The following is a 15688-nucleotide window of genomic DNA, read 5'->3' on the forward strand; positions in this document are numbered from 1 at the left end:
CTGATGGCATCATATTACAAGCGGGGCCGGCGCACACGCATCATGCTGAACAGTTACACTTTTCCCGCTGTTTGCACGGGCCGCGCCAGCACGAAGACCAGCGCCGCCACCACGGCCGCCAGGCCGCCAGCCAGGTACAGCACGCTGGCAAAGCCATCGATGAAGGCGTGGCGCGCCGCTTCCCGCGCCACGGCCTGCAGCGCGGGCGGCAGCTGGCCAAAGGCCTCGGCCGCGTTGCCGGCGACGATGCGCCCGATCATTTCGGGCGACGCCTTCAAGCCGTGCAGCCACGCCAGTTGCTCGAACGAGGCCGCCGTGCGCATGGCCAGCACGGCGCCCAGCGCGCCCACGGCCAGCACGATGCCGACGAAACGCGTGGTGGTGCTGATGCCCGAGCCCATGCCCGTGCGCTCGCGCGGGATGCAGGCGAGGATGGCCTTTTGCGTCGTGCCGTTGAGTAAACCCGCGCCCGCCCCCGTGACCACCATGCCGGCCGCCACCCAGCCATATTGCAGGCTGGCGGCGGCCAAGGCTGTGGCGACGTTGCCCACGGCGACGATCAGCAAGCCCGTCACGAGGATGCCGCGGTCATCCAGGTGGCGCATGGCGCGCGGCGCCAGCCGCGACAGTACCACCATGGCGACGGCGAACGGCAGCATGGCGCAGCCGGCCAGCACGGCGGAAAAGCCGAAGGCGTTCTGCAAATACAGGGGCAAAAAGGTCATCATCACCTGCGCGGCGATGGCGTAGCCGAACATGCCCAGCACGGCGCCGACGAAGACGCGCCGGCCGAACAGGGACAAATCGACCATCGGCGCGCGCTGGCGCCGCTCCACCAGCACGAAGACCAGCAGCAGCGCCGCGCCGGCGGCGAAGCGCAGCATGGTGGCATGGCTGGACCAACCCGCCACGCTGGCGTCGATCAAGCCCCAGATGATGCAGAACAGGCCGGCGGAAAACAGCAGCGCGCCCAATGGATCAAAACTGGCGTTGGAGGCATCCTTCGATTCGTCCACGTGCCTGCTTACCAGCAGCATCAGGATCGCGACGACGGGCAGGTTCAGGTAGAAAATCCAGCGCCAGTTGATGGCGCTCGTGATCAGGCCACCCAACAGCGGCGCCACCGTCATGGCCACGCCCATGGCCGCGCCCCACACCGACCAGGCGCGCGCCCTCTCCTTTTCCGCGTGAAACGTGTGGCCGATGACGGCCAGCGCGGACGTCAGCAGCAGCGCCGCGCCGAGTCCCTTGATGGCGCGCGCCACGTTGAGCACGAACGGCGTCCACGCCAGGCCGCACAGCAGCGAGGCCAGCGCGAACACGGCGAGGCCATACAGCATGACCCTGCGCCGTCCCAGGCGGTCGGCGATGCTGCCGGCCGGCAAGAGGAACGAGGCGAACGCCAGCATGTAGGCGCTGACCACCCATTCCACGTCGACGAAGCTGGCGTTGAGCGAGCGGGCGATCGAGGGCAGCGAGACGGCCACCACGTTGGTGTCGAGCATGATCAGCGCGCACACGCCCGAGCAGGTATATAAGGTCCAGTTGGTATTTTTCATGCCTGTATTTTAAGCAGGCTTGTATTATTTTCTGTTATAAGACAAGCGCCTTATAATTCACCCATGGTGAATACAGACAAAGACATGGAATTGCGGCATTTCCGCTGCGTGCTGGCCGTGGCGCACAGCCTGCATTTTGCGCGGGCCGCCGCGGAACTGGGCATTTCGCCGCCCGCGCTGACCAAGCAGGTGCAGGAAACGGAGCAGCTGCTGGGCACGCGCCTGTTCCAGCGCAGCAAGCGCGCCGTGGCCCTGACGGCCGCCGGAGAATTGTTCGTCATCGAGGCTGCGCGCGCGCTGGACCAGCTGGCGCAGGCGCAGGACGTGGCGCGCCGCGCCGGGCGGGGCGAACTGGGACGGCTGGAAATCGGCTACGTGGCCTCGGCCGCCTATTCCGGCGTGCTGCAAGATCAGTTTGCCCGCTTTCGCGCCAGCCACCCCGGCATCCATATCGGTGCGCGCGAACAGGCGATGGATGCCCTGCCCGGTTTGCTGGACCAGGGCCGCGTCGACCTGGCCTTCGTGCGCCCGCCCCTGCACTTGCCGGACGGCATCGATATGGTGGTGTTGCTGCGCGACCGCTTCGTGCTGGCCGTGCAGGCGGATAGCCCGCTGGCCCGCCTCGATGTGGCGGAACCGGCCGCGCTGGCGCAGCAGGCGTTCATCGTGCCGGAACAGGAATTGGGGACATTGGAAGTGAGCCGGCGCGGCGGCTTTGCGGCGCAGGTGGTGTCGCGCCCCGGCAGCCTGGTGGCCGTGCTGACGGAAGTGTCGCTGGGCGTGGGCTGCGCCATCGTGCCCCACTCGGTGATGGCCAGCGTGCAATTGCCCGACGTGGTATTTCGCGAGCTGGCGGCGCCGCAAATCAGCTCGGAAATCGCCGTGGCCTTCCGCCGCCACGAGCAGGCGCCCGCCGCGCGCGCCTTCATCTCCCAGTTGCGGGCGGCGGCGCTGTAACGCTGGCGTAGCCTCAGTTTTTCAATACGGCCACGGCATAGGTGCAAGCGGTGTCCGTTTCATTCATGAACACGCAGTCGGCCGGCGGCCCCAGTTCCAGGCAGTCGCCCGCGTCCAGCACGTGGCGCGTCTCGCCTTCGATGAACACCAGACTTCCGCTGAGCGACCAGATCAGCTGGCGCCGCGCCACATAGGCGGCGGCCGGCATGGCCACCACGGCGCCCGGCGGCAAGGTAATATGCACGAGGTCGAGCGGCATGTCGGACGCGGGCGACACGTGGCGCCGCACATAGCCGCTCTGCGGGTCGATCCACACGGGCTGCTCAAGTTTGCGCAGCAAGCGCCCCGCGCGCATCTCGGCACGGGCGATCAGTTCCGACATGCTCAGGCCGAAGGCGCCCGACAGCCGCGCCAGCAAGGTGGCCGTGGGGCTGCAATCGCCGCGTTCCACCTTGTGCACCATCGCGCGTGACACGCCCGAGCGGGCCGCCAGCTGCGTCAGCGACCAGCCCAGGTTTTCCCGCTCAAGGCGCACCCTGGCGCCGATGCGCTGGTTCAATTCGTCTGGTTTAGTGGACATGTATCGGATTCCATTCGGATTCTGTTGGACAAGTCGTCGGCTGCAATCTATGATTTGTCCATTATAGTAGACGACCAGCAAGGAGAACAATATGCACATACGCGATGCCCATGCGGGCGACATCGAGGCCATTACGGCCATCTACAACGATGCCGTCAGCAATACCCTGGCCATCTGGAATGAACGGACGGTCGATGCGGCAAACCGCGCCGCCTGGCTGGCCGACCGCCAGCGGGCCGGCTATCCGGTGCTGGTCGCCATCGATGCGCAAGGAACTGTCGCCGGTTACGCCTCGTTCGGCGACTGGCGCCCGTTCGAAGGTTTTCGCCATACGGTCGAGCATTCCGTGTATGTGCGCGCCGATCGCCGCGGCGCCGGCGTCGGCAAGACCTTGATGGGGGAATTGATCGCGCGGGCGCGCGGCCTGGGCAAGCACGTGATGGTGGCGGGCATCGAAGCGGGCAATGCCGGCTCGATCGCCCTGCACAAGCAGCTGGGCTTTGCGGAAGTGGGCTTGATGCGCCAGGTGGGCACCAAGTTCGGCGCCTGGCTGGACCTGGCGTTCCTGCAACTGCAGCTCGACACGCGCAGCGATCCGGACGGCATTGCGCCGCCCGGCTAAGGTCAGGCAGGCGTCAGGGATCGCGTATCAGGGATCGATTTCCGGTGGCGGACGGCGCAGCGCCATGTGTTCCCACACGGCCACCAGAACCAGCACGCAGCTGGTGATGCAAGCCAGGGTCAACGGTGAATACAGGCGACCGTAGGCCATCGGGATCAGCGCCAGAATGATCAGGATGCCCAGCAGATGCGACAGCGGCGGCGTGGCGCGGTCATTGCTGACCCATTTGAATAGCGCATTACCCAGCAGATACAGGATCGGACCGCCCAGCAAGGCGCTGATGCCGGCGAAGCTCGCTTCATCCGGATGCACCAGGGCCAGCTCGTCGGCCACGGCGGAAACGATCACGCCGCCCACGATCAGCACGTGAATATACGTGTACGCCTTGCGGGCGATGCGGCCCGGGTCCTTCGAATGGGCGATGCGGTGGTGGCCCGCCTCGGCGCCCGTGTCAAAGTAAATCCACCACATGGCGATGCTGCCGACCAGGGCCGACAAAAAGCCCAGCCAGTTGCCGGGCGTCCATTCCAGGCCTGCAAACGTGGCGCCCGTCACCAGCAGCGATTCACCGAGGGCGATGATGACGAAAAGGCCGCAGCGCTCGGCCATGTGGCCGCCATCGACATCCCAGTCGGCCGTCGAGGAACGGCCCAGGCCCGGCAAGCCGAACTGCATCCAGGGACCGGCCAGGTCGATCAGCAGGGCCGCGCCCCACCAGAAGAGGCGCTGCTCGGGCGACGCGATACCGCCGGCGATCCAGAAAATGCCGGACAGCACGGCCCACAGGGCGATGCGCTGGAAATTGCGGCGGCGCGCCAGCGCTTCATGGCGCACGGCCCACCAGGCGAACAGGGGCCTGCCCACCTGCATGGCCACATAGGCGAGCGCAAAACCCAGGCCGCGCGTGCCAAACGCTTCGGGGATCGAGGCGGACATGATCAGCCCGCCCAGCATCAGCGCAAACAGGCTGATGCGCACAGGAATGCGCTCGGGATCGAGCCAGTTGGTGATCCACGACGTAAAAATCCACACCCACCAGACGGCCATCAGCAGCAAGCCCGTCTGCAGCCAGCCCATGGCGCTCAAATGCGCCAGCAAGCCATGCGACAGTTGCGTGACCGCAAACACGAACACCAGATCGAAGAACAGCTCGATCATGCCCACCTTGCCGCTGTCTTGCCCGCCGCGCGTGCGCAACAGCGATTTTCTCAATTCCATGGCTACTCTTTCATTCAAGCTTGATTAAAACGGTTAACTGGCGACTCTTATCATGTGACTGGCGTCAACAAAGGCAAGCCGGCGAAGTGCGCGGCCAGGTTGGCGACCACCAGCTGCCCCATCGCATGGCGCGTTTCGACGGTCAGGCTGCCGACGTGCGGCGTCAGCACCACGTTCGGCAAGGCGCGCAAGGCGTTTGGTACGCGCGGCTCGTCGGCGAACACGTCGAGACCGGCCGCGCCCAGGTGGCCATCCTGCAAGGCGGCGATCAGGGCGTCTTCGTCGATCAAGGCGCCACGGGCGATGTTGATCAGGGTGCCTTGCGGACCGAGCGCGTCGAGCACGCTGCGGTCGATGCTCTGGCACGTGGCGGGCGTGCCCGGCGCGCAAACAAAGAGGTAATCGCTTTCCTGCGCCAGGGCCAGCAGGGATGCGGCACGTGGCACGGCCGTGCCGGCAATGGCGCGCGGCTGGAAGTAGCGGACGTGGATACCGAAGGCGGCCAGGCGCAGCGCGATGGCTTGCCCGATCTGGCCGAAGCCGAAGATGCCGGCCGTCTTGCCGCGCAGGCTGGAGGCTGGCGCGATGGCCTCGCGGCGTTCCCAGCCGCCGTCGCGGACGAAACGGTCGAGCGACACGATGTGCCGCGCGCTGGCCAGTAGCAAGGCCAGCGCCACGTCGGCCACGTCGTCCGTCAGCACGTTCGGCGTGGTGGTGACGGTGATGCCGCGCTGGCGTGCCACATCGAGCGCCAAACCGTCGAGACCCACGCCGTTGACGGCGATGATTTCCAGATGCGGCAGCAAGGCCATGTCGGTGTCGCTCAAGCCCAGCGCGCCCGTGGTGACGACGGCGCGGATCGCCGGCGCGCGTTCGGCCAGCCAGGCGTGGCGCTCGTCCGCAGGCACTTGCCAGGCGTGGTGGCAGGTATATTGCTGCTCCAGCTGCGCGTTGACGGCAGCCGAGGGACTGGGGGCGAGAATGAGGAGTTCGGGTGGCATGGGCGTCCGGGTCGGTATCGGCAAGATTTGCAGACGCAACTTAGCATATTTGCGACCCTGCGGGGGCTGGCATCGCCTGTTAGCGCCCCTAAAACCCTGCCCGCCGCGCGGTCTTTAGCCCGGGCAAGGCACGCGTTTGACCTTGCCGCCCGTCTTGAACGGGTCGGCGCCCGCACCCGGATTTGCATCCAGGCCATAGCACGTGGCGCCGCCGGCGCTGACGACGCGCGTGGCGGGGCGGCCATCGGCCGTCAGGACTTCCTCCACGCGGATGATGGGGCCGCCGCGCCAGGCGGAGGCGACCAGCTTCTGGAAGTTGCTTTCGCTCTTCAGGTCGGCCGCGGCCAGCCAGGGCTGGTCTTGTTTCAGTTCGCCACGCAAGGCCTTGTCGGCGGCGCCTGCCGCCAGCCGGGCGCGCGTGCGCAAGTCCGGGCCGGTCGGCGCCGTGGACGGCGCGGCGGGGAAATCCTCGGCGGGCGCCGTGATGGCTTCCGCAGCCACGGCCGGTGGCGCAACGGTGACGGGCGGCACGCTGGCCCGCGCGCGCGGCAAGGGCACCGGCATGGGCAGCGGCAAGGCCCTCGGCGGCGTCTGCGGCGGCCGGGACGGCAGCAGTGTCATGAAAGCCACTTCCGTGTATTGCTTGAGCTGCCGCGCCGGCAGCAAGAGGAAGTACAGGCCCAGCGCGTGCATGGCCAGGATCAGCGCGACGGCCGCGCCTTTCAAGCTCAAGCCCCGCCGTATGCGCAGGGAGGCGGTCTGTAGATGGCGGTGCAATGGCATGCGGTTTCCTGTGGGCGCCGGGCGCGATGGGCTATTTTAGCGAAATGGAGCTGCAAGCATTGATCAATCCACAAGGTATCGTCCGGCGCGCCCTTTTGCGCCAGATTCCAGTGCCTTGGCCCGCCTGGTGTTGTACGAATGGCGACTTTTTTTATGACATTCTCACACTTTCCCACGCGCTGCGCCACGCTGGAATATAATGATAATCATTCTCATTAATATCCAGATAACTCCATGCGCACCTTCCGCCTCGCCCCTACCCCGTTCGCCCTGGCCGCCTTCCTGCTGGCCAGCAGCGCCGCCCATGCCCAAACCTCGTCGGCAGACAGTGCCGCGCAAACCATGCCCACGGTGCTCGTGAACGCCTCCGCCGATGCCTCGGCGGAAGGTTTGTCGAAGGCATATGCGGGCGGCCAGGTGGCGCGCGGCGGGCGCATGGGCATACTCGGCGCCGTGGACATGATGGACGCGCCATTCGGCAGCACCAGTTATACGCAGCAATTCATTGCCGATCAGCAAGCGCGCAGCGTGGGCGACTTGCTGCAGAGCGATCCGGCCGTGCGCATGTCGCGCGGCTATGGCAATTTCCAGGAAGTGTATGTGATCCGCGGCTTCGCCCTCGATTCCGATGACGTGGCGTATAACGGCCTGTACGGCGTGCTGCCCCGTCAATATGTATCGCCGGAATTGCTCGAACGCGTGGAAGTGTTCCGTGGCGCCAGCGCCTTCCTGAATGGCGCCGCGCCGGGCGGCAGCGGCATCGGCGGCGCCATCAACCTGATGCCCAAGCGCGCCGGCAACACACCGCTGACGGAATTGACCGTGGGCGTGGAATCGGGCGGCCACGCCTATGCGGCCATCGACGTGGCGCGCCGCTTCGGCGACAACCAGGAGTTTGGCGTGCGCGTAAACGCCGCCAAGCGCCAGGGCGAGACGGGCATCCAGCGCGAAGACCACGACGTGGGCATGTTTTCGGTCGGCCTCGATTATCGCGGCCGCGGCTATCGTTTGTCGGCCGATGCCGGCTACCAGAATGTCGACCTGACGTCGCCCCGTCCATCCGTCGGCATTGGCAGCGTGGCCGTGCTGCCTGGCGCGCCCGATGCCTCGAAGAACTTCGCCCAGCCCTGGAGCTATTCGAAGGAACACGATGTGTTCGGTACGGCACGCGCCGAGGTGGACCTTGCCAGGGAAGTGGTGGGCTGGGCCGCATTTGGCTCCCGCTCGACCAGGGAAGCCAACAGTCTGGCCGAGCCGTCATTGACCTCGATCCATGGCGACGCCACGGTGTCGCGCTTCGACAATGCGCGCAAGCAGGAAATCCGCACGGGCGAAGTGGGCATTCGCGGCAAGCTCGTCACGGGCGCCGTCAAGCATACGCTGGTGGCCAGCTGGTCCGGGCACTGGAATGAAGCGAAGAATGCGTATGCCATCGGCGACGCGTTTGCCACCAATATTGATGCGCCCGTCAATGTCGCCGCGCCGGCAACCCCCTATACGGGCGGCAGCATGAGCGACCCGCGCATCACCCAGAAAACCATCCTCAGCAGCTATGCCCTGGCCGACACCATGGCCTTCCTCGACGACCAGCTGCTGCTGACCGTGGGCCTGCGCCGCCAGCAGATCAAGGATGCCGGTTACGACTACAACACCGCGGCGCTGCAAGGCAAGGCCTATGACGAGAGCGCCACGACGCCCGTGGCAGGCATCGTCTTCAAAACCAGCAAGAACGTGTCGCTGTACGCCAACTACATCGAGGCGCTGGTCAAGGGACCGGCGGCCACGGGAACGTATGTGGAAAACGGCCAGCAGCTCAATGTCGAGAACATGGGCGAGGTGTTTGCGCCGTACAAATCGAAGCAAAAGGAAATCGGCGTCAAGTATGACGGCGGCAAGCTGGGCATGAGCGCCGCCCTGTTCACGACTAGCAAGCCTTTGCTGGCCGTGGTCGGCAAGCGCGCCGAACTGGCTGGCGAGCAGCGCAACCGAGGCCTGGAATTGTCGATTTTCGGCACGCCGATGCAGGGCGTGCGCCTGCTGGGTGGCTTGACGTGGCTCGATGCGCAGCAAAGCAAGACCGGCGTGGCCGCCAACAATGGCAAGCGCCCCATCGGCGCGCCGGAAACCCAGGTGAGCGTGGGCGGCGAATGGGACGTGCCCGGCGCGTCAGGCTTGAGCCTGAACGCCCGCAGCATCTACACCTCGACGCAATATGCGGACCTGGCCAACAGCAAGCAACTGCCATCGTGGACGCGCCTCGACATCGGCGCGCGCTACTTGACGCAAGTGGCGGGCCATGACGTGACCTTGCGCGCCCGCGTGGACAACGTGACGGACCGCAATTACTGGTCGTCGGCCGTGTCGTCCTTCAATATCGGCTCGCTGGTGCTGGCCGCGCCGCGCACCGTCGTCGTCTCCGCCTCGGTCAACTTCTAAACGGCAATTCCATGCCCGGCAGGGGCGCCGCGCCGCGTGCGCCCCTGTGCAATCGCTTGTGCTTGGGCGACAATGCGCGCATGACACTGCGCCCCGCCCTCCTCTCCCTGTTGCTCTTCGCCACCGCCAGCACCGCCCTTGCCCAAAAGCAAGCCGCCTGCCCGTATGCCGCCTGGAAGAGCGGTTTCAAGGGCGATGCGCGGGCGCAAGCCACGTGCTTGCTGCGCCCGGTGAAACTGTATGCGCGCCTGGGCGACAGCGCGCCGCTGCCGCACTTCCTTGCCGCCCGCATCGGCCAGCGCACGGGCATCGCCCCGGCCCGCCTGCGCGCCTGGCTGGCCGTGCAAGGCATAGCCGAGGCCGACGTGGGCGGCGCCGTCGACGCGCCCCTGTCGCGCGCCGTGGGCCGGCTGGCCGCGCCCATGGCCCGCTATTTCGTCATCCACGACACCAGCTATCCGAATTTCTTGTTAGAAACCATTCCCGGCCACATCAACGACGCCAGCTGGGATTTCAACGATTTTAGTTTGCGCAATCCGGCGCTGGGCGGCGGCCCGAAAGGCCATGTCTACGTGAACCGCCTCGGCGATTCATTGTCGGTGCGCGACTTTGGCACGGCCGGCTACGCCAGCAAGCTGGAAAAGGACAAGCCTTCCTTGACCGGCCTGTTCCTGCACGTGGAACTGGTGCAGCCGCGCCGCTCCGTACCCGGCGGCGGCAAGGGCAACGACGGCCTGGCGCCCGATCCAGGTTTTACGCCCGCGCAATACGAGCGCCTGGCCCTCTTGTATATCGCCGCCAGCGTACGCAAGGGCACGTGGCTGATCCCCGCCTTCCACGCCGTGCTCGATACGGGCTATGCGAACGGTCATGATGATCCGCAAAACTTTTCGCTGGAAACCTGGTCCGCTACGTTGGCCCGTTTGACCCATATCATGTCGCCGCCCGACAGCGCCCAATAAGGGCGTGCGCGCCACCCAATAGGAGGATACTGACGGCATGCGGTGCGGCCAGCATGGCTGGTGCGCCGTTCTGCCTTGGAGGAAGCGTGTCGCTCTCGACTGAACATCCGCTTGCGCCGCCGCGGCCGCTCCAGCGCGCGCAACGCATCTTCGCCTTGCGCGATGCCGTGCTGGCCGAATGGGAACATCGCGTGCGCGCCAGCGTGCGCGGCGCCGAACAATTGCTCACACCCATATTGATCAACACCCTGCCCGCCTTCTTCGACAACCTGGCCGAGGCGCTGACCCCGGGCCATGCGCGCGAAAACGCCGCCAGCAACAGCAACGTGCCGGCCGTGCATGGCAATGAACGGGCGCGCATGACCGATTACGGGCCGGAACAGGTGATCCAGGAATACCAGATTTTCCGCGACTGCTTCGCCGCCGTCGCCCTCGAGGCGGGCGTGTCCCTGCGGCGGCGCGACTGGCGCATCATCAACGATTCGATCGACACGGGCATCCGCGAATCGATACGCGAGTTCACGGCCATGCATGAAAGTTTCCGGCGCCGCATCGCCGCCGGCCTGTCGCACGACATGCGCAACCCCTTGGCCGTCATCGCCACCAGCGCCCAGTTGCTGCAGCTGCAAGCCGACCCTGCCAGGGTGCAGGAGCTGGCACGCAAGATCGGCGAACAGAGCAAGCGCCTCGACGCGATGATCGAGGAATTGCTCGATACCCTCAGCTACCAGCGGGGCCAGCGCCTGCCGCTGGCCTTGAGCCAGTTCGACATCCTGCCGCTGGCGCAAGCCGTGTGCGGCCAGGTCAACCTGCAACAATCTGGCCGCTGCGTGCTCACGGGCCAGTCCGTCACGGGCTGGTGGTGCGAAAACTCGCTGCGCCGCGCGCTGGAAAACCTGATCAGCAATGCCGTCAAATATGGCGACGACAGCCCCATCGCCGTGCACGTGGCGCACGCCCACGAACGCATGATACTAACCGTCCACAACCGTGGCCACGCCATCGCCACGGAGCAGATGGCGCGCATCTTCGACTACTTGCGGCGCGACAACCACGCGCCCGCACCCGGCTGGGGCATCGGCCTGCCCTTTGTGCAGAACGTGGCCGAAAGCCATGGCGGCAGCGTGGCCGTCGACAGCTCGCCGCAAGCGGGCACCACCTTCATCCTCGACCTGCCCATCGATTGCCGCCCCTTCGTGCCTGCGGCCGATAGCCCCAGAAACTGACGCCGTGCGCACCAAAGCGGTGCGCATGCCCCGTGAACGCCACAAAAGTGGTCATGATTGCACTTTCCGGCCATCGCCTGACTGGCACGCTTCCTGCTGAGCTATACATAGACACGGCTCAAGGGAAATCACAACATGGCAAATTTTTTCAATGAAATGACTGCAAATGACGTGGGGGCGGACAGCAAGGTACGTGAACACTATCGTGAATTTGACAGCTGGCTGGCGCAGCAATCGCCCGAGACCATCGCCCGCAAGCGGGCCGAGGCCGACCTGACGTTCCGCCGCGTCGGCATCACCTTCGCCGTGTATGGCGACGATGCCGGCACGGAACGCCTGATTCCGTTCGACACCATCCCGCGCATCATTCCCGCCGCCGAATGGGCACAGATGCAAACGGGCCTGGTGCAGCGCGTGCAAGCCTTGAACATGTTCATCCATGATATTTATCATGAGCAAAACATTATCAAGGCGGGCATCATTCCCGCCGAGCAAATCTACAAGAATGCCCAGTACCGCCCGGAAATGCAGGGTATCGCCGTCGCTTCCGACATTTACGCCCACATCGCCGGTGTCGATATCGTGCGCGCGGGCCAGGGCGAATTTTATGTGCTGGAAGACAATTTAAGGGTGCCGTCCGGCGTGTCCTACATGCTGGAAGACCGCAAGATGATGATGCGGCTGTTCCCGGAACTGTTCGCCCGCAACCGCATCGCCCCCGTCGACCATTACCCGGACATGCTGCTTGACAACCTGCGCTCCGTCGCGCCGATGGGCGTCGATGACCCCACGGTCGTCGTCATGACACCGGGCATGTATAACTCGGCCTACTTCGAACATGCGTTTCTGGCCCAGCAGATGGGCGTGGAACTGGTCGAAGGCAAGGATCTGTTTGTCAACGACAATTCCGTGTACATGCGCACCACGCGCGGCCCCAAGCGCGTCGACGTGATTTATCGCCGCGTCGACGACGATTTCCTCGACCCGCTGGCCTTCCGCTCGGACTCCTCGCTGGGCGTGCCGGGCCTGCTGTCCGTGTATCGCGCGGGACGAGTGACGCTGGCGAACGCCATCGGCACGGGCGTGGCCGACGACAAGTCGATCTATCCGTTCGTGCCCGACATGATCAAATTCTACCTGTCGCAGGAACCGATCCTCAACAACGTGCCCACCTACCAGTGCCGCAAGAGCGCCGACCTGTCCTACGTGCTGGCGAACCTGGCAAAACTCGTCGTCAAGGAAGTGCATGGCGCGGGCGGCTACGGCATGCTGGTGGGACCGGCGTCGAGCGCCGCGCAGATCGAGGATTTCCGCCAGCGCCTGCTGGCCAATCCGGGCGGCTACATCGCCCAGCCGACCCTCGCCCTGTCCGCCTGCCCCACGTATGTGGAGGCCGGCATCGCGCCGCGCCACATCGATCTGCGCCCGTTCGTGCTGTCTGGCAAGACCATTTCCATGGTGCCCGGCGGCCTGACCCGCGTGGCGCTCGGCGAAGGCTCGCTGGTGGTCAATTCCTCGCAAGGGGGCGGCACCAAGGATACCTGGGTACTCGAAGATACATCCGCTTTTGCAGGAGAAAAAACATGCTGAGCCGCACCGCCGATCATTTGTTCTGGATGGCCCGCTACACGGAGCGGGCGGAAAACACGGCGCGCATGCTCGACGTCAACATGCAAACGTCCATGCTGCCCCAGTCCGAGCAGGACGCGGAACAGGGCTGGCGCGCCACGCTGGGCATTTCCGAGCTGCAAAGCGCCTACGATGACAAATATGGCCGCTTCCACACGCGCGACGTGCTCGACTTCATGGTGCGCGACCCGAACAACCCGTCGTCGATCCTCGCCTGCCTGACGGGCGCGCGCGAAAACGCCCGCGCCGTGCGGGGCACCCTGACGACGGAAGTGTGGGAAATCCAGAACGCCACCTGGCTCGACATGCAGAAGCGATTGAACAGCAATCTGCTGGAAACGGACCCCAGCGCCTTCTTCGAATGGGTCAAATACCGCTCGCATCTGTCGCGCGGGGTCACGTTGGGCACCATGCTCAAGGACGAGGCGATCCACTTCATTCGCCTGGGCACCTTCCTGGAGCGGGCCGACAACACGGCGCGCATCCTCGACGTGAAGTTCCACGGCGCGCGCGACACCTCGAAAGACATCACCCAGCGCGACTTTTACTACTGGGCGGCGCTGCTGCGCTCCGTTTCCGGCTTCGAAATCTACCGCAAGGTCTACCGCGACGTCATCACGCCGGCACGCGTGGCGGAACTGCTGATGCTGCGCGGCGACATGCCCAGGTCCTTGCTTGCCTGCATGGATGACGTGGTGGAAAACTTAAAACATATCCGCAATGACGTGTCGGCCGATACGGAAAGGTTTGCGGGAAAACTGCATGCGGAGCTGAAATTCGGCCATATCGACGACATCATGAAGGCGGGTTTGCACCTGACCCTGACGGAGTTTCTGGAAAACATCTACGAGCTGGGCAACCGCGTCAGCCGCGACTTCCTCGTTCCCCTGGCGGCCTGATGCAGCTCACTATCCGCCACGAAACCCATTACGCCTACAGTGCGCCGCTGGCCTACACCATCCAGCAGCTGCACCTGACGCCGCGTATCGAGCCGCAGCAGCGCGCCCTGTCCTGGCACATCGCCACGCCGGGCCGGTGCCACGCCTACACGGATGCCTACGGCAATTTGTCGCACATGCTGACGATCAACGGCAGCCACCAGTCGCTGAGCCTGGTGGCGCACGGCGTGGTGGAAACCATCTACCCGCACAAGGGACGCCTGAACCTGATCGATACCTTGTCGCCGCTGTTGTTTACCATGCCGACAGCCCTGACGCAGGCCAACCCCGCTATTCTGGAACTGGCGGCCGCCAGCCTGCCCGACCGGCGCGTGACGGCGGGCACCGGCCACTTGCTGCGCCTGGCCGAGCATATCGTCGGCAAGGTGGCGTATGAAAGTGGCGCCACCATGGTCACCACCACGGCCGGCGACGCGCTGGCCCTGGGGCGCGGCGTGTGCCAGGACCACGCGCATCTGTTCCTCGCCTGCTGCCACGCCTGGGGCATTCCGGCGCGCTATGTGTCCGGCTACATCGATCCGGGCACGACGGGCCATGCGGCCAGCCATGCCTGGGTCGATGCCTGGACGGAAGACCCGGATTTCGCGGGCTGGGTCAGCATCGATGTGACCCACGCGCGGCTGATGACGGATGCGTATTGCCGCCTGGCCATCGGGCGCGACTACGATTCGGCGGCGCCCGTGCGCGGCGTGCGCCAGGGTGGCGGCACGGAAACCTTACGAGTCGACGTGCAGATCGTGCCCGTGTAGTGGCAAGAATGAGGCTGGCCGGGCCTTGCCAGCAGGTGGCACGGTCCGGCTGGTGTAGAATGCTTCCCCCTTTGACTTGATTTACGACGATGACTTATTGCATAGGCATGCGCCTGAACGAAGGCCTGGTCTTCCTGTCCGACTCCCGCACCAACGCCGGCGTGGACCAGGTGGGCACCTTCCGCAAGATGAGCGTGTTCGAAAACCCGGGCGACCGCATGCTGGTGCTGATGACGGCTGGCAACCTGTCGATCTCGCAAGCGATCCGCCAGATCGTCTCCGAACATGTGGATGCGGATGGACGCAGCATCTGGAACGTGGCCAGCATGTACGACGCGGCGCGCATCGTGGGCGACGCCGTGCGCACCGTGCACCTGCGCGAAGCGAAGGCCCTGGCCGATTGCGGCATCGATTTCAATGTCAGCTTCATTTTAGGCGGCCAGATAGGCGCCGAGCGCTGCCGGCTGTTCCAGGTGTATTCGGCTGGCAATTTCATCGAATCGCACGATGAAAACACGTATTTCCAGATCGGCGAAGCGAAATATGGCAAGCCCATCATCGACCGGGTCATCAACCCGTTCACACGCCTCGATGAAGCTGCCAAGTGCGCGCTCATTTCCATGGATTCGACCTTGCGCTCGAACATTTCCGTCGGCTTGCCGCTCGACTTGCTCGTCTACGAGACAGGCAGCCTGACCGTCACGCGCTTCGTCACCATCGATGAAAAGAACCAGTATTTCCGCATGATCCGCGACACCTGGGGCGAGCAATTGAAACATGTGTTCGAAGGCATCGTCGATCCCGTGTGGAATGCGGCGCCCGAGACCACGACCAACGTGCTGTCGTCCGCCAACATGCACAGCAAGCCCGTGCGCGTGGCCATCCCCGAACACGTGAGCCGGGGCGGCCTGACCGTGGCGCCCTTGCAATCGCTGGCGCAGCAGTTCAGCGACGACAAGCAGCATTGACCTGCCGCGCACCGCCTGCGCTCGGTGCTGGACAAGTCG

15 protein-coding genes are annotated in these 15688 nt (G+C 65.1%); 10 read left to right on the forward strand and 5 right to left on the reverse strand.

What is annotated here, in order from left to right:
- Positions 1-53 precede the first annotated feature (53 nt).
- Complete coding sequence (locus ACP7DW_RS04810; protein ID WP_426054128.1) at positions 54-1559, reverse strand: MFS transporter; 1506 nt, start codon at positions 1557-1559, stop codon at positions 54-56.
- Between the two features lie 63 nt (positions 1560-1622).
- Between ACP7DW_RS04810 and ACP7DW_RS04815 the strand changes: the two genes are divergently transcribed.
- Positions 1623-2516, forward strand: coding sequence for a LysR family transcriptional regulator (locus ACP7DW_RS04815; protein WP_426054129.1), 894 nt, complete (start codon positions 1623-1625; stop codon positions 2514-2516).
- 13 nt (positions 2517-2529) lie between these two features.
- Here ACP7DW_RS04815 and ACP7DW_RS04820 read toward each other — a convergent pair whose 3' ends face one another.
- Positions 2530-3096 (reverse strand): helix-turn-helix domain-containing protein, encoded by a 567-nt coding sequence (locus ACP7DW_RS04820; RefSeq protein WP_426054130.1) that lies wholly within the window; start codon positions 3094-3096, stop codon positions 2530-2532.
- Positions 3097-3187: 91 nt separating this feature from the next.
- Here ACP7DW_RS04820 and ACP7DW_RS04825 point away from each other — a divergent pair, with 91 nt between their 5' ends.
- On the forward strand, positions 3188-3718 hold the full coding sequence (locus ACP7DW_RS04825; RefSeq protein WP_426054131.1) for a GNAT family N-acetyltransferase: 531 nt from the start codon (positions 3188-3190) through the stop codon (positions 3716-3718).
- Positions 3719-3745: 27 nt separating this feature from the next.
- Here the strand turns inward: ACP7DW_RS04825 and ACP7DW_RS04830 are convergent, their stop codons facing one another.
- The 3 genes from ACP7DW_RS04830 to ACP7DW_RS04840 all read right to left on the reverse strand — a co-directional run bounded on the left by ACP7DW_RS04830 (position 3746) and on the right by ACP7DW_RS04840 (position 6720).
- Complete coding sequence (locus ACP7DW_RS04830) at positions 3746-4930, reverse strand: low temperature requirement protein A (RefSeq protein ID WP_426054424.1); 1185 nt, start codon at positions 4928-4930, stop codon at positions 3746-3748.
- A gap of 56 nt (positions 4931-4986) precedes the next feature.
- Positions 4987-5937, reverse strand: a complete 951-nt coding sequence (locus tag ACP7DW_RS04835) for a 2-hydroxyacid dehydrogenase (protein ID WP_426054132.1) — start codon at positions 5935-5937, stop codon at positions 4987-4989.
- Between the two features lie 114 nt (positions 5938-6051).
- Positions 6052-6720 (reverse strand): hypothetical protein, encoded by a 669-nt coding sequence (locus ACP7DW_RS04840; RefSeq protein WP_426054133.1) that lies wholly within the window; start codon positions 6718-6720, stop codon positions 6052-6054.
- Here ACP7DW_RS04840 and ACP7DW_RS04845 point away from each other — a divergent pair.
- The 8 genes from ACP7DW_RS04845 to ACP7DW_RS04880 all read left to right on the forward strand — a co-directional run bounded on the left by ACP7DW_RS04845 (position 6714) and on the right by ACP7DW_RS04880 (position 15649).
- Positions 6714-6920 (forward strand): hypothetical protein, encoded by a 207-nt coding sequence (locus ACP7DW_RS04845; protein WP_426054134.1) that lies wholly within the window; start codon positions 6714-6716, stop codon positions 6918-6920. The genes ACP7DW_RS04840 and ACP7DW_RS04845 overlap by 7 nt on opposite strands.
- Positions 6921-6954: 34 nt before the next feature.
- A complete protein-coding gene (locus tag ACP7DW_RS04850; RefSeq protein ID WP_426054135.1) occupies positions 6955-9156 on the forward strand; it encodes a TonB-dependent receptor in 2202 nt (733 codons plus the stop codon).
- An 80-nt stretch (positions 9157-9236) separates the two neighbouring features.
- Positions 9237-10118, forward strand: coding sequence for a hypothetical protein (locus ACP7DW_RS04855; protein WP_426054136.1), 882 nt, complete (start codon positions 9237-9239; stop codon positions 10116-10118).
- 86 nt (positions 10119-10204) lie between these two features.
- A complete protein-coding gene (locus ACP7DW_RS04860) occupies positions 10205-11344 on the forward strand; it encodes a sensor histidine kinase (RefSeq protein WP_426054137.1) in 1140 nt (379 codons plus the stop codon).
- Positions 11345-11479: 135 nt separating this feature from the next.
- A complete protein-coding gene (locus ACP7DW_RS04865; protein WP_426054138.1) occupies positions 11480-12934 on the forward strand; it encodes a circularly permuted type 2 ATP-grasp protein in 1455 nt (484 codons plus the stop codon).
- On the forward strand, positions 12928-13872 hold the full coding sequence (locus tag ACP7DW_RS04870) for an alpha-E domain-containing protein (RefSeq protein ID WP_298402283.1): 945 nt from the start codon (positions 12928-12930) through the stop codon (positions 13870-13872). Before ACP7DW_RS04865 ends, ACP7DW_RS04870 begins: the two co-directional genes overlap by 7 nt.
- Positions 13872-14681 carry a transglutaminase family protein gene (locus tag ACP7DW_RS04875; protein ID WP_426054139.1) on the forward strand — a complete coding sequence of 270 codons (810 nt, stop codon included), beginning with the start codon at positions 13872-13874 and terminating at the stop codon, positions 14679-14681. The genes ACP7DW_RS04870 and ACP7DW_RS04875 overlap by 1 nt, the downstream gene beginning before the upstream one ends.
- A gap of 89 nt (positions 14682-14770) precedes the next feature.
- Positions 14771-15649, forward strand: coding sequence for a peptidase (locus ACP7DW_RS04880; protein WP_426054140.1), 879 nt, complete (start codon positions 14771-14773; stop codon positions 15647-15649).
- Positions 15650-15688 lie beyond the last annotated feature (39 nt).

This window comes from Janthinobacterium sp. PSRC1-1 (assembly GCF_049897525.1).
GTDB lineage: Bacteria > Pseudomonadota > Gammaproteobacteria > Burkholderiales > Burkholderiaceae_D > Janthinobacterium > Janthinobacterium tructae.